Raw genomic sequence first — 26,283 nt, forward strand, 5'->3', positions numbered from 1 at the left:
ATAGGTTACCTCGTTGATTTCTGTGATATGCGATATAGACGCTTTAAAATTTCTTCAGCCACCGCATCCTTTGACATCAGTGGCAATTCCTCATACCCCTCAGGAGTTATCAGGGTCATAATATTCGTGTCGGACTGAAATCCCGCTCCCGGTGTCAGCAGATGATTGGCAGCCAGCATGTCGCAATGTTTTTTCTCGCATTTCGCGGCGGCATTTTCCAGCAGGTGTTCGGTTTCCATTGCGAATCCGCAAAGTATCTGATGATTTTCTTTATGTTCACCGAGCCATGCCAGAATATCCGGATTCTTAATCAGCTCCAGCTGCATCTTCTGATCCCGTTTTTTGATTTTTTGATCGGCTATCTTGACGCTGGCGTAATCCGCGACCGCTGCGGCCATGAGGATCATATCCTGGTCTTGATAGCATGTCTGCACTTCTTTCAGTAATTCTTTTGCGCTGTGAATGAATATTTTATGAACATCAAACGGTGGAGTGAGGGAGACCGGACCGCTGATCAGAGTAACCTCAGCGCCGGCCCGCTTTGCCATTTTGGCGAGCGCGTAGCCCATTTTCCCACTGGAGTGATTGGTGATAAAACGTACCGGATCGATTGCTTCCTCAGTAGGTCCGGCCGTTATCAGCACTTTTTTGCCTTTTAGGTAATGATCAGAATATAAAGCATCTTCAATAGCTTCTATAATTTGGTTCAGATCAGCCAGCTTGCCTTTGCCTACATCACCGCAGGCAAGTCTTCCTTCATTTGGTTCGACCAGTTTCATGCCATAGCTGCGGCAGATTTCAAGATTCTTTTGGGTGATCGGATTTTCATACATGTGCGTATTCATTGCCGGGCAGATGATTTTCGGACAGTCTGCCGCCAAAAAGGTAGTAGTCAGCATATCATCGGCAAGTCCGTGTGCTACTTTCGCAATCAGATTGGCAGTGGCCGGCACAAGCACAAATACATCGGCCTTTCGTGCCAGTGCGATATGATGAACCTCCCGCATCGCCGGGGCAAATGTGTCGACGCTCACGTTATGATTGGTTAAAGCTTCAAAACTGAGCGGGGCAATGAAGGCGGTGGCATTCTTAGTCATAATGACTTCCACATCATAGCCAAGCTTAATTAAATCACTGGTCAGCTGCACGCTTTTGAAAGCCGCAACGCTGCTGGATACTCCTAATACTACTGTTTGTTTTGCCATAGATTACCTCACACAGAGCATTTCTTTATGATCGGGTGAATCGCCCGGATAACAACCATTACGATGAGTACGCCGCCGATGGCTTCCACAATTCCGTTGGTTGTAATAATTCCCATGATAGCAGTTATTAAAACATCATAGCTGATATTGGTTGCGGCCGCATAGCTTTTTCCGAAGAAGAGATAGATACCCAGCATCACCAGTACCGTATTGGTCAGTGATCCGACAAACGCTGAAGCAGCCACGGCAGCATCCTGATTGCGAATCATCTTTTTCATTTGCTGATACACCAAAGCTGCGAACACGCCGATCAGTATACGCGGTACCATGGCAATTATTACACTGTTGAAATTGCCGCTGAACGCGCCTACAGAATAGAACGGAGAGAATACAAAGGATGTCGGGGTCGGTGAGATCGTACCGATGATGATACTGCAAATACCGAAGACGGCTCCCATCGCAGCACCACCCTTGACACCCAATACAATCCCGGCAATGATCACAGGGATATGCATGGTCGTCATGCGTACCGGCCCGATCGGGATGAACCCCAGCGGGGTAAACATCAGCACGAGCTGTACTGCCAGCAGCATTGCTAAAACTGCCATTCGAAAAACCTGATTCTTTTTTTTCATTTTTTCCTCCACTGTCACTCTTACATAAGATGCAACGTATTGAAACGATGTCTATGCCCGGGCTTAGATACAATGGCTCGCTGTCGATCGATCAGCGGCGCTTCTAAGCGACCTGTAGACTTGAATAATTATATACCTTTTCTGTTACTTAGACAATAAATTTTTACCAGTTTGAGGAAGCTCGTGAAACTTTGAACAAGTATAAAACCGCCATTGTATTTAGAATAGCGTGCTATAATAAGGGCAGAAGGTGATAAATATGATCTGTTTACTGGCTGCTCAGCTGCATCAATTGGATCAGCGATCAATGATGCACGGCATATCCACAATCGAGCTTATGGGAAATGCCGCCAAGGGCATTTACGAGGTCATGCGGGATAAGCATTTGATGAAGCGGGTGATGATCATTTGCGGAGCCGGTAATAACGGCGGGGATGGACTTGCGCTGGCGGCGCTGTATCATGAATCCTTTGAACAGGTGAGGGTACTGTATGTAGCCAAGCAAGCGCCGATCAGCGAAGCCGCACGATATTATTACAAGCTTTGTGAGAATCAGAATCTGTTGATTCACGGCGGTGCTGATGTCGTACGGCACTTACAGCAGGATTATGATGTCATCATTGACGGGCTATTCGGCATCGGCTTATCGAGAGATGTTGATGAGCCCTATGCGTCAGTGATTGAGGCCGTTAATCGAAGCCCTCAAACCATATTGGCAATCGATCTGCCTAGCGGTATTAACAGTGATGACGGAAAAGTAAAAGGCAGTGCTGTCAAGGCAGATCTGACCGTGACGTTTGTTGCATCAAAACCCGGTCATTGGCTGTATCCCGGTTACCTATACAGCAAAGAAGTGTTGGTAAAGGAAATCGGAATACCGCGCTCATGGATAGAAGCGGTATGTCCGGCATTACATGTGATTGATGAGGCAGATCTGAAGAAACTGCTGCCGATCCGTCATTCACATTCCCACAAGGGAAGCTATGGCAAGCTGCTGGGTATCGGCGGCAGTCAGGAAATGACCGGAGCGATTCTCATGGCGGGGGAAGCCGCAATAAGAAGCGGCTGCGGAATGTGTACTTTAGCAGTTCCTGAGCATATGCAGCCAAGTGTACCGCTGTATCTTCCAGAATTTATGAGCATTGGACTGCCCCAGGAGGGCATGACAATATCTAAAGCAGCGGCCCAATACTTACAGCCTCGTCTGGCTGCTTATGATGTGATCTTCTGCGGCTGCGGCGGCGGACGAAGTGACAGCTACACCGATTTGGTACGTATTGTGCTGGATAGTAAAATGGCTTGTGTTATCGATGGTGACGGAATTTACGCTTTACAGTATTTGCGGGAAGAATTGTTGATGCGTGATCAAATTGTGGTAACCCCGCATGTCAAAGAAATGACTTATTTAATCGATCAAAGCATAGATGAAATAATTGAAGATCCATTGCATGCAGCCGATTGTTTTTGTGAACGGTATCCAAACGCGGTTTTGGTATTGAAGAGTGAACGTCCGCTGATTGCCTATAAACAGGAACGTTATTTATGTGCTTGGGGAAATCATGCATTAGCCAAGGGTGGAAGCGGTGATGTGCTGTGCGGGTTGATTGCTTCCTTTATCGGACAGGGACTGGATCCATTTCATGCGGCGATACTCGGATGCGGCATCCATGCCTATACAGCTCACCTGATAATTCAGGACTGTAATGCTCGATCAGTCCTGCCTCATGAAATCAGCGCTTATCTGAAATATTCCTTCACATCGTTAGAAACAGGATAAGGCATTCATCAATCGGTAAGCATCTGGCTTTGTGAAATATACTATTACGAAGAATGTGTTATTGTCCGGAATCATTCATCATTTAAAAGCCTTCTGTGAGCGATTAGCATATCTCATTACATGATCTATGTTTTATGTATGATCAAGCCGGAAGGTATAAAAAAAGGAGTGCTGAACACTCCTTTTTACGTTTTACTATTTTCCTACTCGGATAAATACTGGACCAGAGCCAACATATGCTGAAGCGATGACTGTCTGATTACCCTGCCATCCGCCGTGAACAGCCTGACCGTTGCCGATATAAACTGCAACGTGTGCAACACCTAATCCACCATCTGCATAGTAGATAATGTCACCAGCCTGAGCCTGAGATGCACTGACGATAGTTCCCAGTGACAGGTAGCCTGCAGGATATGCATGGAAATAAATACCCTGAGAAGCCAATGCGTTTGATACTAATGCAGTACAATCCTGATATCTGCCTAATTGGGCAAGTGCTGCACCTGCGATTCCTCCGCCGTAAGCGCTGGAACCAACATTGGAACTGCCGCTGTACTGACCATTGAGACCGGAAGCAGTCGCTGTTTCTTCAGGTTCTTCTTCCTCTTCTTCTTTAACGGTCACAAACAGCTGGGCAGATGCTTCATTGCCGTTTTTATCAACTGCTTTGAAGGTTACCGCATAGTTGCCGGCATTTTCTGTATCTACATTACTGTCAATCGTATAATCCAGATCGCCATCGATAATATCATATACGCGGGTTACATAATCTTTTGCATTGAAGCTGTCACCTACTGTGATCTCATCGTTCGTTTTCTTTAATTCGATGATTGGTGCAGAATCGTCAGATACGTGCAATTTGAATTTGTATGTACTGATAACACCAGTGTTGTCATTTTCTTCCTGGACATTGCTGTCTACTGCATTCAGCTTGTACTGATCGGAAATATTGGAACTGCTGGTTTTCTGAATGTTCACAAATACATCCTGATCACCGGCGATCGTTGCATCATAGTTCTCCAACTGTACATCATAGTTTCCAATTAAGTAGCGAACCGTATTCGGATCGTTTGATTCTACTTTAACCGGCATTGCAGTAATGGATACACCATCTTTATAAATGTGATTGACGATCTTGTTAATCACATGGTCATCTCCAACGTTGATATTGATTGTATCCTTGTTAAAGGACTTCACCTCTTCTTTAATAGGTGTGATTCCCTTAGAAGGAACATTGCTTTCTGCTTTATCGGTAAATCCTGCTGCGAAGACAGATGCCATCAGTGCAGGAACCACAAGCAGCGCTTTATAGTTCTTAGCTTCGTTTTTTACGCTCATTCCAGAACCTCCTTATCACGACCTCCACATTTTATCTTAATTTTTATTTTTTGTAAACCTTTGGGGTAAAAGGTTTATGATTGTGTTTTGTATCCTGATACTTGCTTATAAATTCACAATATCAGAAAACCGTATAAACTAAAGGCTTATTTAGGTTTGGCGAAAGAATAACAAAAGAAATTTTAAAGATTATGTTAAATTGTGGGATTCTGTTATTTTTGTAAATATTCTGGATTATTGTTTAAAAATTTTGATAAGCAGAGAATATGTAAGCGCATAACATTCTCCAAATAATCAACATGAATGATCCTTCCGTGCTTTCTCAGCTCATATAAAAACTGATTATTCTCATAGGGAATTACAAATTCAGCTTCTACCAAAGGACCGTATAGACGTTCACAAATCACATCCAGCAGCATTTCAATACCGTTTACATGAGCTGCGCTGATCGTCAAGGTATCCACCGATTTCCGCGGCCATTCAATATCGCATCGGTCGGCCTTGTTGAAAATGGTAATCATGGGAATGGCAGATGCGCCAAGCTGCTGTAAGGTTGAACGGGTTACCTCACATTGTTCTTCATAGTGAGGATCACTGCGGTCGACCACCTGAACCAACAGATCGGCATCCTTGATATCTTCTAAGGTTGCGTGGAATGCTTCGATTAATTCATGGGGAAGATTGCTGACAAAACCGACGGTATCGGTAAGCAGGAACTGTTGAAACTCTGAGTAAACAATATGGCGAACGCTTGTTTCCAAGGTCGCAAACAGCATATTCTCGGCGTAGACCTGTTTTTCTTCATTGCTTCCGCAGTATTTCAGCACTTCATTCATAATCGTTGACTTACCGGCATTGGTATAACCGATGAGGGCAACCAAGGGCAGCTGGGAGCGGGAACGCGCTTTTTTGCGGACGCTGCGCTGAGCTTCCAAGGCTTTCAAAGCACGATTAACATCAGCCAACCGCTTTTTGATATGCCTGCGATCTACTTCGATCTGTTTCTCACCCTGGCCTTTATTTTTCCCGCCGCGCTGCCGTCCTAATGCTTGATAGCCTCCGGCTAATCGCGGCAGCTCATTCTTTAGCTGAGCGGCTTCAATTTGCAGCTGTGCTTCTCGGGAACGGGCTCGATCGTGGAAAATTTCCAAGATCAGCTGCGTGCGGTCAAGAATCGGTATCTTCCAATAATTTGTCAAATTACGGTGTTGAAGCGGGGAGAGCGGATTCATAAACAGCACCAGCGTAATTTCGTCATGCGTTTGTAAATATTCCTGAATTTCATTAACTTTGCCGCTGCCAAGCAAAGTGGCAGTCACAAAATGTTCCAGCTTTTGATTCACCGCGTCGACAATCGCTATTTGATCTGCCTCTGCATACATCTCATCAATTTGCGCAGGTTCATACGTTTGCGCATCACTGGATGCATAAATCAACAGGGCCTGTTCCAAGTCCATCAAGCATCATCTCCTTTAAATTGCATGGTTATTCATTAAAATTCTCTTTTCCTAGTATTATGATAATTAACGAGAATTATACATAATGGTCTTTCCTATATAATATACGGGGTTATTAAGAATACTCCTGATTCAAATTCTTCTTATATATCTCAGCGCTTTCTTCTTCATTGATCATATGATTTTCAACCATTGCTTTCAGCACTTCTTTCTGTCGTATCCTGGCTTCCTTATAGCCGCTGCTCAGCTGATAAACAGCCGGTGCCTGCGGAAGTCCGGCTAGCAGCGACGCTTCAGCCGCATTCAGCTCGCTCGGTGATTTATGAAAGTAACCCTGTGCGGCTTCCTGAATGCCGTAATACCCGTCGCCGAAGTAGATTACGTTCAGATAAAGCTCCAGAATCTGATTTTTAGTAAGTGTCCCTTCTAGGTCATGGACAAAGAATAACTCCGCGGTCTTGCGGGTAAAGTGTTTGTCCTGATCCAGATAGATATTTTTAGCCAGCTGCTGTGTGATCGTACTGCCTCCCATGGCTAATTTTTTTTCTTTTAAATTGGTAATGCCTGCTTCCAGTATATTGGATAATAGTACCCCATGATGGGAATAGAAGGGAGGGTCTTCGATCGCAATGATAGCGTCGAGAAACACCGGACTGATATCACTGATTCTCACATAGGTCTTTTTCTTTTGAATCGCAGTGATTTTATCCGGCAGCGGCTGTTCACTTATCAGCGTACGGTATCGTATGAAGCCGATAGATACGATCGAGGTGATCCACGTTATACATATGATCAAGATAGTGAGCAGTACTTTTTTCCAGGTAATATGCTTCTTCACGTATCACACCTCCAACGTTCGCTATTATAGCACAAGATCATCAAATAAATTTGGGAAATTCTGTGTTGAATCTACCAAAACTGTTATTTTGATTGCCCCCATGAAGATTTTTCGATATACTGAGTACAGTTGTGGAGGTTACATATATGGTAAAAACAATCATCGGCGGTATCGCAGTCGGCATCGCCAATGTTATTCCCGGAGTAAGCGGCGGCACCATGATGGTTATTCTGGGTATCTTTAACCGTGTAATGGATGCGATATCCGGTATCTTTAAGCGGCATAATCCTGATCGGATGAAGGATATTCTGTTTCTGTTTCAAGTATTGGTCGGCGCAGCGATCGGATTGGTCGGCTTTGCGAAAATCATTCAGTTCTTGTTTAATCATTATCCGACTCAGACGTATTACTGGTTCATCGGTCTGGTGGCATTCAGTATTCCGGTGTTCATGAAAGCTGAGTGCAAGGGTGAAAAAATATCTTGGCTTCCTTTGATGATCGGCGCAGCGATTGTCTTTGTCATTAAATTTCTAGCTCCTGATGCAGGCAGCGGGAATGTGAATCCGGCGTTTCCTGATATTACGCTGATGCACTGTCTTATCATGATCCTGTGCGGGGCAGTTGCCGGAGGAACGATGTTATTACCAGGTGTGAGCGGATCGATGGTACTATTGATCTTCGGACAGTATCATCTGTTTAAATCTTATTTGGCCAGTGTTACAACATTTCAGTTGGATGTGCTGATTTCCTTGTTCTTCATGGGAATCGGAATCCTGTTGGGGATTGTCATCAGTGCGAAGCTTACCGGATATTTTCTTAAAAAGTATCACCGCGGTACGTTAAGTGTGATCCTGGGATTAATCATCGCCAGTTCGATTGTGCTGATACCGCTTGATGTCACTTACTCGTTCAGTACGATTGTCACTTGCGGCGGCTCACTTCTGTTCGGTGGCTTTTTGGTTTATCTGCTTGAAAAAATTGCGTAGTCCTGCTGCTGTCAGCGGGACTTTTTCTTTCTCTGTATGAATATATATGAAAGAGGGAGGATCGTATGCTGGATAAACTTTGGATGATCAATACAGCGGTGAATCATTTTGTATGGGGACCGTTCATGCTGGTGCTGCTTTTGGGGATCGGACTGTGGCTGACGGTCCGTACCGGTTTTCTGCCGCTACGCAAATGCGGACTGATCTTTTCAAAAACGCTTGGATCGCTGTTTCACAAGCAAGATCGAAGTAAGGGAATCACACCTTTTCAGGCCGTATCTACGGCGCTTGCCGGAACCCTGGGAGTCGGCAGTGTGGTCGGCGTGGCAACCGCTATTACAACCGGCGGTCCGGGCGCGGTGTTTTGGATGTGGATCAGCGCTCTTTTTGGCATGATGATCAAGTATGGGGAGGTTATCCTTTCGGTACATTTTCGTAACCGTGAAAAGGACGGCACCTATATTGGCGGTCCGATGACAACTTTAGAAAACGGCTGTCATATGAAATTTTTAGGGGTATTGTTTGCCCTGCTATGTATTTTTGCATCCTTTGGCATCGGCAATGCGGCTCCGTCCAATACGATTGCGGTAACGTTTCATTCCTACTTTGGCGTAAGCCCGATGATCTGCGGTATTGGCGCGGCGGTCTTAGTCGGAATTGTTATCATCGGAAAAGCGGGCCGAATCATGCGGGTGAATGAAATTTTTGTGCCGGTTCTTTCCATATTATATATAGGGGCTTCCTTATATTTGATCGCCGCCCGTTTGGAATTTATCGGACCTGCGTTTCAAATGATCATCAAAGATGCGTTTACATTGCCATCAGCGGTTGGAGGAACCAGCGGCTATATGATTTCCAAAGCTATGCATTACGGCATTTCAAGAGGAGTTTTTTCCAATGAAGCGGGCATGGGCAGCGCACCGATTGCGCATGCTTCGGTCGCGAATGTCAATGCGGTCGAGCAAGGCTTCTGGGGTATCTTCGAGGTGTTTTTTGATACGATTGTTATCTGTACAATTTCTGCAATGGTCATTATGACGTCACCGTATTTTGGCAGTATGTTAGATGGAGTACAAATGACGGTTATGTGTTTTGTTGATGGCTTTGGACACTGGGGCGGGGTACTATTCGCATTTGCGATTGCTTCGTTTGCCTTATCTTCGATTTTGGGATGGTATTATTATGCGGTGCAGTGTATTCGCTATCTGTTTACCTCACCGTTCATGCTGTTGATTTATAAAATACTGTTTTTAGCGGTAATCATAATCGGTGCATGTGCACATCTGGATCTGGTATGGGAAGTTGCGGATACTTTGAACGGTCTTATGAGCTTACCGAATCTTTTGTCTTTGATCCTTTTGTATCGGATCATACTTCGCTATACCGATGATTATTTACGTAAATAGCTTTAAATCTGTACGTTTCGGCAACTTTCATCTATGGTATAATAGAAAAAAGCGTACTCATTCAGATATGAGGTGATAAAATGAAAATTGTTGTAGCGTGTGATTCTTATAAGGGATGCATGTATTCAAAAGAAGTTGCGCAGCATATTGAGAATGGAATTTTAAAACAGAATCCACATCATGAGGTGTGGAAGTATACGATTGCGGATGGCGGTGAAGGTACTGTTTCAGCATTTTGCGATACCTGCGGCGGTCAGCTGATCGAGGTTTCTACAGTTGATGCCTATATGAAAAAAATCAAAGCACAGTACACCCTGATCGATCAGGGGCAAACCGCGGTCATGGAAGCGGCCAATATCATCGGTCTGAATATGTATCCCCGTGAAAAACGGGCGCCGCTGTTTGCCTGCAGCTATGGATTAGGAGTTGTGCTGTTGGACGCGGTGAAGCGCGGGGTTAAAAAGGTTATCATCGGTCTGGGCGGAACTGCCACCAATGATGGAGGCATGGGCATGCTGATGGCATTGGGGGTTCGGTTTTTCGATGAAAATCATAAGCCACTGCCGGCGCAGGCTTTATCCTTGGAAAAGATCCACTACATTGACTTCAATCGAATGCATAAAATGAATGTAGAGTTGATAGCCGCATGTGATGTTGCAAATCATCTGCTGGGAGAGCAGGGAGCGACTCATGTATTTGGCAAGCAAAAAGGGCTGTATCCCAATCAGATTAAGAAAATTGAACGGGGGATGGAAAATTATCGTTTTCAGCTACAGCGTTATTTAAAGGTTGATATCAATACGTTTGAAGGCGGCGGTGCGGCCGGTGGTATCGGGGCGATTTTGATCGGCATGCTTCATGCGAAGATGGTTCCGGGCATAAAGCTGTTACTTGGTTACAGTAATTTGGAAGAAAAAGTAGCTCATTGTGATCTGGTCATCACCGGGGAGGGTCAAACGGATAAGCAGACAAAATTCGGTAAAGTACCAGTGGGTATTTTAACGGTTGCGAACCGTTACCATAAGCCGACCATCTGTATCAGCGGAGCGCTGGGACTGGGGTATCAGGATTTGTATGAGCTTGGCTTTATCGGTTTGTTCAGTATTTCCGATCGGGCGATGACCTTTCAGCAAGCGCTGGATAACGCACCTGCAAAATTGGAAGCCGCAACCTTTGCGATCATAAATACGATTGACAAAATAAAACATTTCTAAGGAAGTGTTTTTTTTTGAGCGAAAATGGATAAACAATATTGACATTTATCAGAAATTTCATATAATGAACATATGAATACATGTTCATATGTAAAAGTGAGGTAAGCACATGGAAGATAAAAGTTTATTGTGTGACGTGACATACGTCCATGAAGATAAAGTAGCACGGGTGAAAAGTCATAAGCTCAAGAAAGAGCAATACGAAGACCTTTCGGCTCTGTTCAAGATGTTCGCCGATCCAACCAGACTGAAGCTGCTGAGTGCACTATTTCAGGAAGAACTTTGTGTCTGTGATCTAAGTGAGCTGCTGAATATGACACAGTCAGCGGTTTCGCATCAGTTGAGTGTGCTGAAAGCGAATCGGCTGGTGAAATCGCGGCGCAGCGGAAAAAATATCTATTACGCGCTTGATGATGAACATATTCAGCATATATTTAACGCTGGATTAGAACATATATTGGAGGGATAGTATATGATAAAAAAATATGATTTACGCGGTCTTGACTGTGCCAACTGTGCAAATAAAATAGAACGGCAGGTTCAGAAGCTAAGCGGTGTTACTGAGGCATCGATCAGCTTTGTGAATAAACAGATGCTGTTAGAAGTTACTGATTCTTTTGACGAAGCGGAAATGATTCATTTGATTCACAAATTGGAGCCGGAAGTACAAGCGGAGGAAATTCTAAAAGGAAAACGAAGTTATACTGCCGCCAAAACTAAGGAAGATAAGAATATATGGAATCAAACTGATGATCATTGTGAAGGCGAAGGTCATATGCATCATCACGATCACGAGGCTGAATGCGGTTGCGGAAAGCATCATGAACATGAATGCTGTACTCATAAACACGATGCCAGCGGTTCTGAATGTGAATGCGGACATCACCATGAGCACGACAGTCAAGCGTGCAGCTGCGGACATGAGCACGCGGAGCATACTGGACACAAGATCAGCAAAGCCAGTCAGTATCAAATTCAAAATTTGGATTGTGCCAGCTGTGCTGCCAAGGTGGAGGAAGCCATTCGCGGTCTGTCGTGTGTAGAAGATGCATCAGTCAACTTCGCTGCGGCGAAGCTGGCAATTCGTTTTGTGGATCAGACAGCTTCGGCTGAAAGCTTGAAAGAAGTAAAAAAAATAGTAAAACAGCTGGAACCAGAGGTTGTTATTCGGGAAGTATCCGATACATCTGCGTTACCTAAAAATCCTCATACGAAAGCATGGCTGCGACTGTGCGCCGGTGTGATCTTCTTTCTTTTAGGGCTGATGTTTAAGGAAAAGGACTATGCCTTCTATTTATTTTTGATCAGTTTTGTGATATCAGGAGGCAAGGTTGTATGGCAGGCAGTACGCAATGTGCTGCGCGGAGAAATGTTTGATGAAAATTTCTTGATGAGCGTCGCAACAATCGGTGCTTTTCTGATCGGAGATTATGCAGAGGGTGTTGCGGTGATGCTGTTCTATGAAGTCGGTGAGCTGTTCCAATCCATCGCTGTCAATCGCTCTCGTCAAAATATTTCCGATTTGATGGATATTCGTGTGGATTATGCGAATTTGCTGATTGACGGAGAAGAAAAACGGGTAGATCCAGAGCTTGTTCATGTAGATGATATCATTCGCTTGAAGCCCGGTGAACGGGTACCGCTGGATGGGGTGCTCCTGTCCCAATCCGCATCATTGGATACCAGTGCGCTCAGTGGGGAAGCTTTGCCAAGAGAACTGTTAATCGGAGATGAAGTGCTGGCCGGAAGTGTGAATTTAAGCAAGGTGGCAGAGCTTCGAGTAACCAGAGAACTGGATGAATCCACCGTATCGCGGATTCTGGAGCTGGTGCAGAATGCCGGCAGCCGCAAGGCGCCGATGGAAAAATTCATTACGAAATTTGCCCGCTATTATACACCGGCGGTCGTGGCAGCCGCAGTACTGTTGGCGGTGATCCCGCCGCTTATAACCAATGATCCTTTCCAGATATGGCTGTATCGCGCATTGACATTCTTAGTTGTTTCTTGTCCGTGTGCGTTGGTGGTTTCCATTCCGTTGGGTCTGTTTGCCGGTATCGGCGGGGCAAGCCGCAAAGGAATTCTGGTTAAGGGAGGCAACTATCTGGAAGCATTAAAAGATATTGATACCGTTGTTTTTGATAAGACCGGAACACTGACAAAAGGGGTATTTCGAGTACAGAAAATCATTGCGGAAAATCAGGAGCAGGTATTGGAGCTGGCCGCCTATGGTGAAAGCTTCAGTTCTCATCCGATTGCCCGTTCGATTCTGGAAGCATATGGCAAACCGATTGATAAAAACCGTATTATTGAATGTGAAGAGCTGAGCGGACATGGGATCCGTGCGATGATTGATCAGCATGAGGTACTGCTGGGCAATGCTTTGCTGATGAACGCTCATGACATCACGGCTGAGGAAATACCGAGTGCAGGAACCGCTGTCTACGTTGGAATAGATGGTAAACTAGCAGGATGCATTGTTATAGCAGACGAGGTGAAAGAAAGCAGTGCCGAAGCGATAGCGGCTTTGAGACAGGTCGGAGTAAAGCGTACGGTTATGCTGAGCGGTGATCGCATGGCCGCGGTTGAGGCGGTCAAGGATCAGCTGAAGCTGGATGAAGTCTATGGGGAATTATTACCGCAGAATAAAGTAGAAAAAGTAGAGGAGCTGCTTGCATCTTTGCCGGATACGGGAAAGCTTGCCTTTGTTGGTGATGGAATCAACGATGCGCCGGTAATCGCCCGTGCCGATATTGGATTTGCGATGGGCGGCATCGGCAGTGATGCGGCGATCGAAGCAGCGGACGTCGTTTTGATGAAGGACGACCCGTTGGCAATCAGTGAAGCGATCGTAATCTCCCGTAAGACCAAGGCAATTCTTTGGCAGAATGTCATTTTCTCACTCGGCATCAAAGCCGCGGTCCTTGGGCTCAGCGCCTTTGGAATGGCTACGATGTGGATGGGTGTCTTTGCGGATGTTGGCGTAACCCTGATTGCCGTCATCAATTCTATGCGCGCCCTGCGGGTTTGATAAAAGATTGTATAACCATTAAAAAGTGTTTATAATAAGTACGACATTCCCCAGGAGGTAATTATGAAAAAAATACTCATTTGCGGTTTTGCCTTGTTGATGCTGGTGAGCGGCTGTTCCAAAAGCTATGAACGCGATGATTCAGCCGGTGAAGTGCGCTATATTAATTACAGCGATGCGCTGAAAATGAAAAAGGAAAACAAAACCTTCCTGTTAATGCTGACGATGCCGACCTGTTCACATTGCCGGGATATGGAAGAAATGCTGGAAACATATCTATTGAATCATCATGTGATCGTTTATAATGCAGCGATGATCGATGATGAAGGTAAGGAGATTTCCACTGAGGAAGCACAGCAGGTATTCCTACAATTCTCCGGAACGCCGGATATCAACTATATTAAAAAGGGCGTTATCGAGGATCATTTCAGCGGATTTATGAGCAAGGATAAATTTGATGAATTTGTAACTGACAATCAGCTGGATAAAAAAAAGTAAGCGGAAAAACAGAAACCTAGTCAAAGAGTTTCTGTTTTTTTACGATAAAGTTGTTACAAATGTAAACTGTTATGAAAATTTTTTAAATAAGTTGATAATTTGTTTCATAACAATTATAATAGATAAGACAGACAAGGGAGTATGAGATATGGAAAACTGGAACGAAGTGCTGAATCAGGCAAAAACATCGGCCGTTAAATGTCGCTGCTGCCCGATCTGTAATGGATTGGCCTGCCGCGGAGAAACTCCCGGAGTAGGCGGAAAAGGAAGCGGATCTTCTTTTGTGAGAAACTTTGAATCACTTCGTCATATCCTGCTTGTCATGGATACGATCGTTTCTAATGAAGAGGTGGACACATCCGCTGATTTTTTTGGTCATAAGGTTTCCCTGCCGGTTTACGCGGCGCCGATCAGCGGAATTAAGCAAAATTATGGTGCTGAAATGAATGACGGCGAGTATTCGGAATACCTTGTGGACGGATGCCTGAAAGCCGGTACCCTGGCATTTACCGGTGACGGCATGATCGATGCGATGTTTACCGATCCGTTAGATGTCATTAAAAAACATGGCGGTCTGGGAGTTCCAACAATCAAACCATGGTCAAAAGACGCGTTCACATGGCGCGCAGAAGCTGCTAAGGAAGCCGGTGTGCTGGCGGTAGCGACTGACGTGGATGCATCGGGACTGGCTAATCTGAGAAATTCTACAACCCCGGTCGGCTTTAAAGATGTCGATAGTTTACAGGAAATAAAACAGCTCGTGGCAAAGCCATTGATCGTGAAAGGTGTTTTGAGTGTTGCCGGGGCGATGAAGGCGTTGGCTGCCGGCGCTGATGGTATTTTGGTATCGAATCACGGGGGACGAGTATTGGATGACTGTCTTTCCGGTATGGATGTCTTAGAAGAAATTGTGGAAGCGGTAAAAGGCCGTATGAAAATTTTTGTGGATGGTGCCTTCCGCAGCGGAACTGATGTGTTTAAGGCACTGGCGCTGGGTGCTGACGGTGTTTTGATCGGCAGACCGTTATCATTGGCGGTTATCGGGGGACATGTTGAAGGTGTGGAAATCTATTTTCAAAAAATTACCCAAGAATTGAAGGATGCCATGGCGATGACCGGCTGTAAAAAAATCACGGATATTACACGTGATAAAGTACGTTTTATAGATTGAGGAGGTTTTTATGCAATCATTTGAAAATAATGCTTTTTTCTGGCAGAAGCTGGATACGTTATTTTTATCCAGTAAATTGGTGATCGATCGTCCCAAGAATACCTGCCATTATAAATATTCGAATTTGATCTATCCGGTGGATTACGGATATCTGTGTGATACGATGGGCAGTGATCAATCTCCGATTGATGTCTTCCGCGGTTCTAAAAAATCAACCTTGGTGCAGGCGTTGATCGTCAGTGCGGATATTTTGAAAAAGGATTGTGAAGTAAAGCTTTTGATCGGTTGTACTGATGAGGAGGAAGAAGAAATTTTGGTCTTTTTGAATCAGACAGAATTTCAGAAAGCAGTCATGATCCGCAGGGGAAATGAAGTGCCGGAATGGGGACAGAACGACTAATGAGATAGGCGTGAAACGATCGCTTATCTTTTTATTTGATAATTGAAATTGATTGTTTAAGTTTATAGCATTTTATGTATGTTTAGGTTAAAATATCCATATAGTATATACAAGGAGTGGTTTGCATGAAGAAATATATGCTGATAGTTTGCTGTTTGATGCTTTTGGGACTGACGGCCTGCCAAGATAAAGCAGGTGCCTGCAAGGATGATTCGCTGGAAATTGCAAAGCTGATGGACAGTATCAATACAAAAACAAACGATAACGACTGGAAAGCCGGAATTTTACAGGATAACAGCATAGATGCAGCTAGCCTGCAGAATCTGTATCACATCAATTCCACAGATGTGCAGGAATATACTGTACGAACGGCACTTTTGGAAACCGATGCGACAGAAATTGCGATTTTTCATGTGACCAATGATAAAATGCAGGAAGTAAAGGATGGAGTTGCTTACCGAATTGAGTCATTAAAAACAAAATGGAAAGAGCTTGATAAAAAACAGTATGAGCTGGTGAAAAAACATAAGACATTCCAGTGCGGAAATTATTATTTTTTAGTGATTGCGAAGGATGCGGATGCGATTGCAGATTATATGGAAAGCTATTAGAGGCTGTCTATGAATAAAATCAAACAGCTTTATAAGGAATATACGTCCTTTGAGGGCAGTCTGTTTCGATATTCATTAGCATTTTCGCTACTATTGGCGATAGCGCCGTCATTGGTAGTATTTGCGATGATGTTTAACTTTGCATTATTGAAACCGGCGTTATTGATTAATGTTATGAATATGCTGCATATACCGGTGGTTTTGTTTGAATCGATTTTTGACTGGTTTTTGAATAAGGAGTATGACTTCATACCGTCGATTGTGATTTTGTGTTTATCCTTCTGGCTGGCATCGCGCAGCGTGTATTCCTTTCTCTTGATCAGTGCCAATCACGAAGAAGTGAAGATTCCCAAAACGGTGATTCGCGTACAATCGATCATCATGTTTATTATACTGGCAGTCATGATAGTCGGTTCGGTAGTTGTGGCATCAATCCTGTCACATATTCTGCCGCTGATTACAGCCGTGCTGATGGTACCAATTTTTGTGGTAATGTATCGAGCACTATCTTTCCGCAAACGATCCTTGGGCTTCGGCCTTATCGGAGCGGTATTTTCAACTGCGGCGATCATGGTAATCAGCTTCTTATCATTTCTATTGATCCGCCGCTTTACATCCTATTCGAATATTTACGGACCGCTGGCATCACTGGTTGCGCTGCTTTTGGTTATTTATATCATATCCAGCGTCTTCTATGCGGGTTACTGTTTGAACATTGTATTTGATGATTACTATGAAAAGGAGTATATGCTGCCGATGAAGCATAAGCGGTTTTATGCGCTATGTGAACGGATTTATAAAAAATTACCGGTTAAATGGGATTGAAATTTCATCCCATTTTTTAATGTTGTATGGTATGATGGTTACAAGTGTTATGTAGAAAGAACACAGAAATGTGAAAGAGGTCAGATATGAGAGTCAGAATAGAAAAAATGGGAATCAATGGCGAGGGAATCGGTTACATTAATAAAAAACCGGTATTTGTACCGGGAGCGTTGGTAGAGGAAGAGGTCGATATTGAAGTCGTACAGCAGTTTAAGACGTATGCGATCGGAAAGATGAAACGCGTTGCAGTATTTTCAAAGCATCGAGTGAAACCGAAATGTTATGTTCAGGGACGATGTCAGGCATGTTCACTGATGATAGCTGATGCTGATGCACAGCTGGAGTATAAAAGGGATTTGTTAAAGCAGTCGCTGATCAAATATGCGCAGATCAATCCGAGATTAATCGAACCGATGGTTGGCGGTGAACAGTCATTCGGATATCGCAATCAGTGCAAACTGCCGATAGTGAAAAATAAGGAAACCGGAGTGCTGGAAAGCGGTATGTATATTCCGAATTCCAATTATTTTTTGCCGATTGAACACTGTATCATTCATGAGCCGGGTATTGAAAACATGCGTAAACAGATCATGAAGGTACTGAATACTTATAAATTAAGAACCTATGATTATCATCAGAAGCGCGGGATTCGAACCCTGATTATCCGTGGATTTGAGGGAGCGTTTCAAGTGACGCTGGTGACCGGTGAGGATAAACTGCCGGAATCTATGATCGAGGAATTGATGGCGCTGCCTGGTATGGTTTCGCTGTGGCAGAGTATTCATACAATTAAAAAAACCCCCGATATCTTTGGGAAGAAAATGATTTTATTGGGTGGGGAATCACGGCTGCCGTTTGTATTTGATGGACTGAAGCTGCAGGTATCACCGCGCTCATTTTTTCAGTTGAATACTGAACAGGCGAAAAAGCTGTATCATACGATTCTGGAAATGGTGAAAGGGCCGAAAGATTTGATCGTTGAGGCGTATTCGGGAATCGGAGCGATATCGCTGTACTTGAAGGATCAGGCGAAGGAAATCATCGGGATTGAAAGCATTAAGGATGCGGTGGTGAATGCGGCGCAGAATGCAAATATGAATCAAGCGGATAATGTAAGGTTTATTTGTGCGGATGCGGGAGAAAAATTAACGTATATTGCGAAGAAGCGGAAGCTGGATATGGTGATTGTCGATCCACCGCGGACGGGATTGGATGATGTGATGCTGGAATGTTTGATTCGTAGTAAGGTGAAGGAAATCATTTATGTTTCCTGCAATCCGGCAACCTTAGGTAAGAACTTAGATGTACTGTGTAATTATTATAAGGTGGAGCGGATCGTGCCGATTGACATGTTTCCAAACACCCAGCATGTAGAATGTATCGTAAAGCTTGTTAGAGTGTAATAATCTAATAAAGAAAAGGATGATTTCATATTTCATGAATCAGATAATTATCATTGATGAATGCTTGACATCCTGTTATCTTTTAGAAAGCAGAGTTTATAAGTATAACAGTCTTTTGCGGAATAAAACCCTAATTCAATGTCTGAACTAGGGTTTTTATTTATTCTTTATAAACCATTGTTTATTATTTTATACCGGCGTCCCATTCCTGTATAACGTGTTCTAAAACTTCCGCGCCGAGCGCAACGGTATTTTCACAGCCTTGTTCTGCACTATGAAAGCGGGGCTTTATCTGACTGCATAATCTGGAACCCATTTGCTTTTGGAATGCAATGACCAGCTTCTGGGTTAGAGCGCGCAGATCAGGACAATCATGAGCTTTGGATTCAACATAGCGGGAACTAATAACACAAGCCGCACCGCTTAAAGCACCGCATACGTCACCAATTTGAAAGCCTCCTCCAAAGGCTGCAGTCATTTTCATATCGTGTTCATGTAATCCAAGCTCGTATACATCATTTCCCGCTCGTATGATGCTTTCCGCACAGTTGTAACCCTTTTTGTAATACGCGACCGCTGCTTCTTTCAACATAGCTGTACCTCTTTTCATAATAAAATCCTACTATGAAATTATATCACAAAATTGTTTGATTTCATCTTTTACATGTTGTCTGTGCGTATCGTTGTTTTAAATAAGGTTTTAGATAAATTCATGTGTTGAGTTTGTTTCAAACATGATAAAATATTTGATAATGAGATAGCATCAATATATAAAAAGCATAAAAAGAATTTCATGATTCTTTGGTGTGTCGAATTGGAAAGGATATTCATATGCAAAACGAAACAATGGAAGAATTAAAAAACCGATTAAATTCATCTTCGCAATATCTGCAAGGTAATGATATGCATGTAGTTGAGGTAAAACAGGGATATGCGAAAGTAGAAATGCTGATTGATGAACAGATATTAAATGTTCATGGATATGTGCATGGCGGAGCACTTTATTCATTAGCTGATACGGCGGCGGGAGCCGCAAGCTTTGCGACGGGAAGAGACAGCGTCACCCTTTCAGGCAGTATCAATTATATCAAGCCCGGTACGGGAGGGAAGCTGTTTGGAATTGCCCAGGAAATCTCTGCCGGAAGAACGACCGGAGTGTATGAGGTGTTTATTTTTAATGATCAAGATATACTTTTAACCCGAGCGACATTTACAATGTTCTTTTTGGATGGTGATCGGTATCATAAAGGGGAAGAAAAAAGAGGAAAAGCATCATGAAGCTGCTATTTAAACAACGGTTTTTTTCATGGCTGGACTGCTACGATATATACGATGAAGAACAAAATGTTGTATATACGGTAAAAGGTCAGTTATCATGGGGGCATAAGCTGGTTATTCTTGATGCACGTGGTAATGAGATCGGCATGGTAAGAGAAGAAATTTTAACTTTTTTACCACGCTTTGTACTTACACTGAATGATCAGGAAGTAGGAGAAATAAAAAAGGAGCTCACTTTTTGGAAGCCCCAATTTCATTTGGATTGTAAAGGATGGCAGATCGACGGTGATTTTTTGGAATGGGATTATTCCATATGGGATATGGACGGAAATGAAATAGCAACCCTTTATAAGGAAGTCATATCTTGGACGGACACTTATGAAATGCATATTCATAATCCGGAAAACGCAATTTATGTAGTAATGATTGCATTAGCGATCGATGCCGCAAAATGTACGAGGAACAGCTGATTCATCAATAAACTGAATTTCGTTCTTTTCCAAAGAACTGATACGAGCCTGACTATATACTTCATAGCCGGCTTGTGAAACTTTGGCATTCCCTTGTTGGAATGCTTTTTCAATGACGATACCAATGCCTGCTAATTGCGCATGTGCCTGTTTTATAATATCAATAGCGCCGAGGCAGGCTTCCCCATTTGCCATGAAATCATCAATAAAAAGGATGGAGTCATCAGAAGATAAGAAAGATTTACGACAGGTGATAAGATAATCAATATCTTTTGTGAAGGAGTGAACAGTCGTTTCATAAAGCTCCTCATTTAAGATTTTTGATTTACTCTTTTTTAAGTAGACAACCGGAACGTTCAGCAGATATCCGCACATCAGGGCTGGTGCAATGCCGCTTGTTTCGATTGTCAGAATCTTGGTGATCTTTTTGTTTTTGAAATGACGGACAAAATCCTTTCCGAGCTCCATCATCAGTTGGGGATCGATCTGATGATTTAAAAAGCTGTCGACAAGTAAAACCTCATCATTTTTTATTTCTCCGTATTTACGGATCATTTCTTCCAGCAGCTTCATATTCTCTTTCTCCTTTTCCATATTGTTAATGATACGAGCATTACATCGATTTATCAAAATTCTTTCTTGTTCATTGGGATGATTGTTTGCTTTATCTGATGGATTTATTATCCGTCAGACTGTCAGAGCTTTTAGGGAACAGCCAACAGATTATTTCATCGATAAAAAGATCGCGCTTACCCTGCTGTTTATAGTAAAAGGCAAGTTCAGGATTATCGGTTATCAAGCCGTCGATATTCATAGCCAGCAGCTGTTTAAGCTCATAGTCACGATTTACAGTCCATACATAAACTTTTTTATGCAGATCGTGAACAGCTTTGATCATGTCCTTGTTGACAAAGGTTGCCTCCACACTGAACATATCCACATAATCAATATCATAATAGTTACCATATGCAATGGGCGCTATATAAACTGTCTGCAGATCAGAATTCAACTGTTTTACCTTTTTCAATATCGGCAGATCCATGGAAGCGATGACACATTGCTTCTCAAAATGATACTTCTCGATTAACTGGATCGTTTTTTCTTCCAGTTCTTTTTCATGACCGTTCTTTTTCAGTTCGATCATGAGCTTGATTTTCCCTTCAGATACCTTGATCATATCTTCAAGTGTCGGAATCTTTGTTCCTTTAAATTCGTGAGAAAAGAAACTGCCGGCGTCATAAGTGTTTATTTCATCGGCATCAACCTCCCATATAGGTTTATCAACACCAGCTGTTCGTTTGAAATTTGTATCATGCATAATGTATAACTGTCCGTCCTTAGATTGCTGAACATCTATTTCAGCAAAGCTGGCAGGGCTGTCAATTGCATATTTAAGAGCCGGTATGGTATTTTCTGGAGCGAAGATAGAGCCAGCGCGATGGGCAACGATATCGATTGGCTTCTGCATGATATTATACTGTACAAAGGCATTGCCTTGATAATCGTCATAAAAGCCGATTGCCAACGTTATAAGAGCTATTTCAAGACAGCTGATCGTAATGATTTTAAAGGAAAATTTCCACTTTTTCTTTTCTTCACAAATCGTAAGACTTGCTTTTTGATGATAGGTATAGGTGATGATCGCAAAACTGATGATGAATATAACAATATGGAATACGAAAGAAGCAATTTGTTTCAGCTGCATATAGTTTAATATAAAACTTGTCAAGGAGGATTCCGTGTCCGGCAAAAAGTAGTAAGCAGTAAATAAAAGTAATAGAATGATACCGTATAGGAGCAGGAAAAAGGCAAAAATACCAATCAGGCAAGCGGCATAAAACAGCAGCGTCCTAACAAAATTTTTCTTTAAGAGCTTTCTGCTGTTTTGCCATGACTGTTTTAAATTCATATCATTTAATAAAAAGGATGGTACTACATATAGCATGTGAAAAACCAATAGATTGAGAATGAGTATAATCAGAATATACAATGTATACATGAGGAATCCCTGCTCCTGGAAAAAATCAATAATATATTCCGGTATGCGAAACCGAATGAGCGAAGCCGGGGTTAGGGAAAGTGAGGTCAATGGAAATAATACCATGATGATAACAAGCATCAGCCAATTTCTTGGCTTGATGACTTTCCATATTTTGTGAAAGGCTATCTTGATGAGCGTGATCAAGGTAAACGATTCACGTTTCAAGGACCAATGGAAATAATAGCTGAGAACGCTCATCTCGTAGAGTATGTAGCTGCCTAGCAGTAGGAAACAGAATAGTAGTATGGGTAATGTATAGGGAGATGACAGCCAGATAGAAATACTTGATAAATCAAGATAAGCAAGCTTGGCAGAGGCAAGGCTGTCTTGGATCAGAGAACTCATGATCGGATAAATCAGCAGACTGCCGATAACACGATATAGAAATTCAAATAGCAGCAGGGTTCGCCATTGAAAAAAGAGACTTTGAAAAATTGTCCGAAGATCTTTTATATAGGTTTTCATATAACTGCCTCCTGTTCTTCTGTTAGTATTGTGCGGCTTGCTTTATTTTAGCACAAGATCAGGGAATTATCACATGTATAGCATGAATGATCGCTTGTGTTTTTAGGACTGTATCGGCATCATACGATGTGTTTTTTTTAATTGTCTGAAGGTGAAGCTGCATAATAGAAAAGGGGGTATATCTGCTTTTCTTATTCATCAAAAAAAAGTATAATAAAAACCGTGAGGTACATGCAGATGGAAGAAGAAAACAGAAATGAAAAAGAACAGCTGCTGGATGCGTTTATAAACCGACGAATGCGGTTATCAGATACCATTAACAGCATGATGAATTTTAAAATGGAGAAGGTAGATTGGGAAGCGGCTGAAGTTACGCTTTGTTTTCCGGTGATGAAGTGGCAGCTGAATCCAATGGGATCCATGCACGGCGGTATGATATGTACGGCTGTTGATATTGCGATGGGGTGCGCGGCATTTTCTCATTCACATGGGAAACATACACCGACTATCGAAATGAGTGTGAATTTTATTCGAGCGATTCATGAGGGTGATGAGTTGATCATTACGGCAAAGGCCGATCACGCCGGACGTCGGTTGGTTCAGCTGCGGTGTGAGGGCGTCATAAAGTCAAACGGCAAAACGGCAGTTACTGCAGTTGGTACGTATACGCTAAATGAATAGGAGAAAGTAATGAAATATACAATATTATTATTTGATGCAGATGATACCCTGTTTGATTTTCAAAAGGCAGAGGAAAAGGCATTAGAAGAAACACTGGATGCATATGGATTGGGAAAAAATAATGCGGCGACAGCACTTTATCATAAGATCAATAAACAGCTGTGGATTGATTTTGAAGCGGGTAAGGTGAGCAAGCCGGTATTGAAGGTGAAACGCTTTACGGAGTTGTTTCAGCAGATGGGGGTGGCTGCGGATGGCAGGGCATGCAGTAACGTATATATAGAGAATCTTTCAAAAGGGAATGATTTGCTTCCCGATGCACTGCATATCTGCCGTGAGTTGAGCAAAACCTGCCGACTTTATCTGGTGACAAACGGCATTGCCAAGGTTCAGCATGCACGGTTTGAAGCATCAGAACTGAAACCGTATTTTAAAGATATTTTTGTTTCGGAAGAAAGCGGTTATCAGAAGCCGCAGGTAGAATATTTCCGCTATGTGTTTGATCGCATTCCCGATTTTGAAAAGGCGCAAGCACTGTTAATTGGGGATTCTTTAACGTCCGATATGCAGGGCGGATGGAATGTCGGACTTGATACATGTTGGTATAATCCCAATCATAAGGAGAATGAAAAACGGCTGGCTTGTACGTATGAGATCGATGATTTAAAGAAAATACTTGAAATTGTAAAGTAAGCGGACAAAATAAAAAAATAATGACAGCTTAGGCTGGCATGTGATATGATATCGATAATTATTTTTAAAGGAGGGCAACATTTTGGCAGATAAGATTGTGGTATTAGATTTCGGCAGTCAGTATAATCAGCTAATTGCGCGCAGGGTGCGTGAAATGGGTGTGTACAGTGAACTGAAATCGCATAAAATGAGTGCAGCGGAAATTCGTAAGGATTCTGAAATTAAAGGAATTATTTTCTCTGGCGGACCCAATTCGGTATATGATGAATCTGCGTTTAAAATAGATAATGAGATCTTTCAATTGGGCTTGCCGATTTTAGGTATTTGCTATGGCATGCAGCTGATGGCGCAGGAGCTTGGCGGCGAGGTCGTTTCCTGTGAGCATGCGGAATACGGTAAAGCAGAAATTGAGATTACGGGGGATACTGCTCTATTGGAGGGCATGGAGCATCGGCAGCAGGTATGGATGTCTCATGGTGATCAGGTTGGAAGAGCACCGCAAGGGTTTCAGGTTGATGCGGCTACCAGCACTTGTCCGATTGTTATGATGAGTGATCAAAAGCGTAAATTTTATGCAATTCAATTTCATCCAGAAGTACGTCATACGGTACATGGCAATGATATGCTGAAGAATTTTGTATTTGGGGTTTGTCATGCGAAGAATAATTGGAGCATGCAGTCTTTCATTGAAATGCAGATGAAGCTGATTCAGGATCAGGTAAAAGATGATGAGGTGCTGTGTGCTTTATCGGGTGGTGTGGATTCAGCGGTCGTGGCAGCTTTATTGCATAAGGCGATCGGTGATAAGTTGACATGTATGTTTGTCGATCATGGATTGCTGCGGATGAATGAAGCGGAATCGGTTGTGGATACATTCAAAGGCAGATTTGGCATGAAGCTCATTAAAATTGATGCCAAAGCGTTATTTTTAGGAAAACTGAAGGGAGTCAGTGATCCGGAAGAAAAGCGTAAGATCATCGGTACAGAATTTATCAGGGTGTTTGAGGCCGAATCGCAGAAGCTGACCACCATTAAATGGTTAGCGCAAGGCACGCTTTATACAGATGTGATTGAATCCGGTACGGAAACGGCGCAGAAGATCAAATCTCATCATAATGTCGGCGGACTTCCAGAAGATATGCAGTTCCAGTTGATCGAACCGTTGAATACTTTATTTAAAGATGAAGTTCGTGAGCTTGGTTCATTGCTGGGATTGCCGGATGAGATTGTTCATCGGCAGCCATTTCCGGGTCCGGGCTTGGCAATTCGGGTGCTGGGTGAGGTTACGGAGGAAAAATTGGATTTGGTGCGTCGCAGTGATGCAATCCTTCGTGAAGAGATTGCCAATGCTGGATTGGATAAGGAAATTTGGCAGTATTTTACGGCATTGCCGGATATGCGTTCCGTAGGGGTTATGGGGGATCAGCGAACGTATGATTATACGGTAGGCATTCGTGCTGTTACTTCGATTGATGGGATGACAGCGGATTGGGCGAGAATTCCATATGAGGTGTTGGATAGGATTTCAAGAAGAATTGTGAATGAGATCAAGGGGATTAATCGAGTGGTGTACGATTGTACAAGTAAACCGCCGGCAACGATTGAGTGGGAATAGTAGTCAAAATGCTTGAAACCCGCATAAACACAGGGTTTCTTGAAGTGAAAAATATCTTCGTAACAACATCTGAAAATTATTCATAAATAAAGAGCTAACAGATTTTTATGTCTGTTAGCTCTTTTCTTTATTCAAATCTCAACCGCACCAAATTGTAATTTATGAAATTCTACCTCATAAGGAGTTTTAAAGTCAAACATTTTACGAGGCATTGAATTGATTTTAAATGCTATATCATCTAAATACTG

The 26,283-nt window shown here is 43.0% G+C and carries 25 protein-coding genes and 1 pseudogene; 17 read left to right on the forward strand and 9 right to left on the reverse strand.

The genetic code is table 11. From position 1 onward, the window contains the following. Nucleotides 1-5: 5 nt before the first annotated feature. On the reverse strand, nt 6-1,205 hold the full coding sequence (gene coaBC, locus GSF08_RS11205) for a bifunctional phosphopantothenoylcysteine decarboxylase/phosphopantothenate--cysteine ligase CoaBC (RefSeq protein ID WP_160625884.1): 1,200 nt from the start codon (nt 1,203-1,205) through the stop codon (nt 6-8). Nucleotides 1,206-1,213: 8 nt separating this feature from the next. Next, nucleotides 1,214-1,840: an ECF transporter S component gene (locus tag GSF08_RS11210; RefSeq protein WP_160625885.1), complete on the reverse strand. Its 627-nt coding sequence runs from the start codon at nt 1,838-1,840 to the stop codon at nt 1,214-1,216. A 259-nt stretch (nt 1,841-2,099) separates the two neighbouring features. Between GSF08_RS11210 and GSF08_RS11215 the strand changes: the two genes are divergently transcribed. Continuing rightward, nucleotides 2,100-3,617, forward strand: coding sequence for an NAD(P)H-hydrate dehydratase (locus GSF08_RS11215; protein ID WP_160625886.1), 1,518 nt, complete (start codon nt 2,100-2,102; stop codon nt 3,615-3,617). Nucleotides 3,618-3,812: 195 nt separating this feature from the next. On the opposite strand, the gene GSF08_RS11220 is transcribed toward GSF08_RS11215, so the two are convergent. From GSF08_RS11220 to GSF08_RS11230, 3 genes are all read right to left on the reverse strand, one after another. Next, nucleotides 3,813-4,955, reverse strand: coding sequence for an NlpC/P60 family protein (locus GSF08_RS11220; protein ID WP_249806124.1), 1,143 nt, complete (start codon nt 4,953-4,955; stop codon nt 3,813-3,815). 212 nt (nt 4,956-5,167) lie between these two features. Continuing rightward, nucleotides 5,168-6,412 carry a GTPase HflX gene (hflX, locus tag GSF08_RS11225; RefSeq protein ID WP_160625887.1) on the reverse strand — a complete coding sequence of 415 codons (1,245 nt, stop codon included), beginning with the start codon at nt 6,410-6,412 and terminating at the stop codon, nt 5,168-5,170. A gap of 115 nt (nt 6,413-6,527) precedes the next feature. Further along, nucleotides 6,528-7,250, reverse strand: a complete 723-nt coding sequence (locus GSF08_RS11230; protein ID WP_160625888.1) for a transglycosylase domain-containing protein — start codon at nt 7,248-7,250, stop codon at nt 6,528-6,530. 146 nt (nt 7,251-7,396) lie between these two features. Here GSF08_RS11230 and GSF08_RS11235 point away from each other — a divergent pair, with 146 nt between their 5' ends. The 11 genes from GSF08_RS11235 (at nt 7,397) to rlmD (ending at nt 18,792) form a co-directional block, all read left to right on the forward strand. Beyond that, on the forward strand, nt 7,397-8,236 hold the full coding sequence (locus tag GSF08_RS11235; protein WP_160625889.1) for a DUF368 domain-containing protein: 840 nt from the start codon (nt 7,397-7,399) through the stop codon (nt 8,234-8,236). A gap of 65 nt (nt 8,237-8,301) precedes the next feature. After that, nucleotides 8,302-9,642, forward strand: a complete 1,341-nt coding sequence (locus tag GSF08_RS11240) for an alanine/glycine:cation symporter family protein (RefSeq protein WP_249806126.1) — start codon at nt 8,302-8,304, stop codon at nt 9,640-9,642. A gap of 80 nt (nt 9,643-9,722) precedes the next feature. After that, nucleotides 9,723-10,856: a glycerate kinase family protein gene (locus GSF08_RS11245; protein WP_160625890.1), complete on the forward strand. Its 1,134-nt coding sequence runs from the start codon at nt 9,723-9,725 to the stop codon at nt 10,854-10,856. Between the two features lie 109 nt (nt 10,857-10,965). After that, complete coding sequence (locus GSF08_RS11250; protein WP_160625891.1) at nt 10,966-11,325, forward strand: ArsR/SmtB family transcription factor; 360 nt, start codon at nt 10,966-10,968, stop codon at nt 11,323-11,325. A 3-nt stretch (nt 11,326-11,328) separates the two neighbouring features. Then, a complete protein-coding gene (locus GSF08_RS11255) occupies nt 11,329-13,884 on the forward strand; it encodes a heavy metal translocating P-type ATPase (RefSeq protein WP_160625892.1) in 2,556 nt (851 codons plus the stop codon). Nucleotides 13,885-13,947: 63 nt separating this feature from the next. After that, nucleotides 13,948-14,382: a thioredoxin family protein gene (locus GSF08_RS11260; RefSeq protein ID WP_160625893.1), complete on the forward strand. Its 435-nt coding sequence runs from the start codon at nt 13,948-13,950 to the stop codon at nt 14,380-14,382. A 148-nt stretch (nt 14,383-14,530) separates the two neighbouring features. Further along, on the forward strand, nt 14,531-15,553 hold the full coding sequence (locus GSF08_RS11265; protein WP_160625894.1) for an alpha-hydroxy-acid oxidizing protein: 1,023 nt from the start codon (nt 14,531-14,533) through the stop codon (nt 15,551-15,553). Nucleotides 15,554-15,563: 10 nt separating this feature from the next. Next, a complete protein-coding gene (locus GSF08_RS11270) occupies nt 15,564-15,953 on the forward strand; it encodes an Inorganic pyrophosphatase (protein WP_160625895.1) in 390 nt (129 codons plus the stop codon). A 125-nt stretch (nt 15,954-16,078) separates the two neighbouring features. Continuing rightward, nucleotides 16,079-16,564, forward strand: a complete 486-nt coding sequence (locus GSF08_RS11275; RefSeq protein WP_160625896.1) for a DUF4358 domain-containing protein — start codon at nt 16,079-16,081, stop codon at nt 16,562-16,564. A gap of 9 nt (nt 16,565-16,573) precedes the next feature. After that, nucleotides 16,574-17,389, forward strand: a complete 816-nt coding sequence (locus GSF08_RS11280; protein ID WP_160625897.1) for a YhjD/YihY/BrkB family envelope integrity protein — start codon at nt 16,574-16,576, stop codon at nt 17,387-17,389. A gap of 86 nt (nt 17,390-17,475) precedes the next feature. Next, nucleotides 17,476-18,792 carry a 23S rRNA (uracil(1939)-C(5))-methyltransferase RlmD gene (gene rlmD / locus GSF08_RS11285; RefSeq protein ID WP_160625898.1) on the forward strand — a complete coding sequence of 439 codons (1,317 nt, stop codon included), beginning with the start codon at nt 17,476-17,478 and terminating at the stop codon, nt 18,790-18,792. 184 nt (nt 18,793-18,976) lie between these two features. Here rlmD and GSF08_RS11290 read toward each other — a convergent pair whose 3' ends face one another. Beyond that, a complete protein-coding gene (locus GSF08_RS11290) occupies nt 18,977-19,384 on the reverse strand; it encodes a C-GCAxxG-C-C family (seleno)protein (protein WP_160625899.1) in 408 nt (135 codons plus the stop codon). 239 nt (nt 19,385-19,623) lie between these two features. Between GSF08_RS11290 and GSF08_RS11295 the strand changes: the two genes are divergently transcribed. Both GSF08_RS11295 and GSF08_RS11300 read left to right on the forward strand, forming a co-directional pair. After that, nucleotides 19,624-20,070 (forward strand): PaaI family thioesterase, encoded by a 447-nt coding sequence (locus GSF08_RS11295; RefSeq protein WP_160625900.1) that lies wholly within the window; start codon nt 19,624-19,626, stop codon nt 20,068-20,070. Further along, nucleotides 20,067-20,540, forward strand: a complete 474-nt coding sequence (locus GSF08_RS11300; protein ID WP_160625901.1) for an LURP-one-related/scramblase family protein — start codon at nt 20,067-20,069, stop codon at nt 20,538-20,540. The genes GSF08_RS11295 and GSF08_RS11300 overlap by 4 nt, the downstream gene beginning before the upstream one ends. Here GSF08_RS11300 and GSF08_RS11305 read toward each other — a convergent pair. After that, the gene (locus tag GSF08_RS11305) at nt 20,502-21,113 is read right to left on the reverse strand and encodes a xanthine phosphoribosyltransferase (RefSeq protein WP_160625902.1); all 612 of its coding nucleotides are present in this window, start codon (nt 21,111-21,113) and stop codon (nt 20,502-20,504) included. The genes GSF08_RS11300 and GSF08_RS11305 overlap by 39 nt on opposite strands. A 91-nt stretch (nt 21,114-21,204) precedes the next feature. Further along, nucleotides 21,205-23,046 carry a glycerophosphodiester phosphodiesterase gene (locus GSF08_RS11310; RefSeq protein WP_160625903.1) on the reverse strand — a complete coding sequence of 614 codons (1,842 nt, stop codon included), beginning with the start codon at nt 23,044-23,046 and terminating at the stop codon, nt 21,205-21,207. Nucleotides 23,047-23,283: 237 nt separating this feature from the next. Here GSF08_RS11310 and GSF08_RS11315 point away from each other — a divergent pair, with 237 nt between their 5' ends. From GSF08_RS11315 to guaA, 3 genes are all read left to right on the forward strand, one after another. Next, a complete protein-coding gene (locus tag GSF08_RS11315) occupies nt 23,284-23,727 on the forward strand; it encodes a PaaI family thioesterase (protein WP_160625904.1) in 444 nt (147 codons plus the stop codon). A gap of 9 nt (nt 23,728-23,736) precedes the next feature. Then, nucleotides 23,737-24,420, forward strand: coding sequence for a YjjG family noncanonical pyrimidine nucleotidase (locus tag GSF08_RS11320; RefSeq protein ID WP_160625905.1), 684 nt, complete (start codon nt 23,737-23,739; stop codon nt 24,418-24,420). Nucleotides 24,421-24,502: 82 nt separating this feature from the next. Continuing rightward, complete coding sequence (guaA, locus tag GSF08_RS11325) at nt 24,503-26,035, forward strand: glutamine-hydrolyzing GMP synthase (protein WP_249806128.1); 1,533 nt, start codon at nt 24,503-24,505, stop codon at nt 26,033-26,035. A gap of 131 nt (nt 26,036-26,166) precedes the next feature. Here guaA and GSF08_RS11330 read toward each other — a convergent pair. Further along, nucleotides 26,167-26,283: pseudogene (locus GSF08_RS11330) on the reverse strand (IS30 family transposase); the annotation flags it as partial.

It is taken from the genome of Copranaerobaculum intestinale (assembly GCF_009831105.1).
Classification (GTDB): Bacteria; Bacillota_I; Bacilli_A; order Erysipelotrichales; family Erysipelotrichaceae; genus Copranaerobaculum; species Copranaerobaculum intestinale.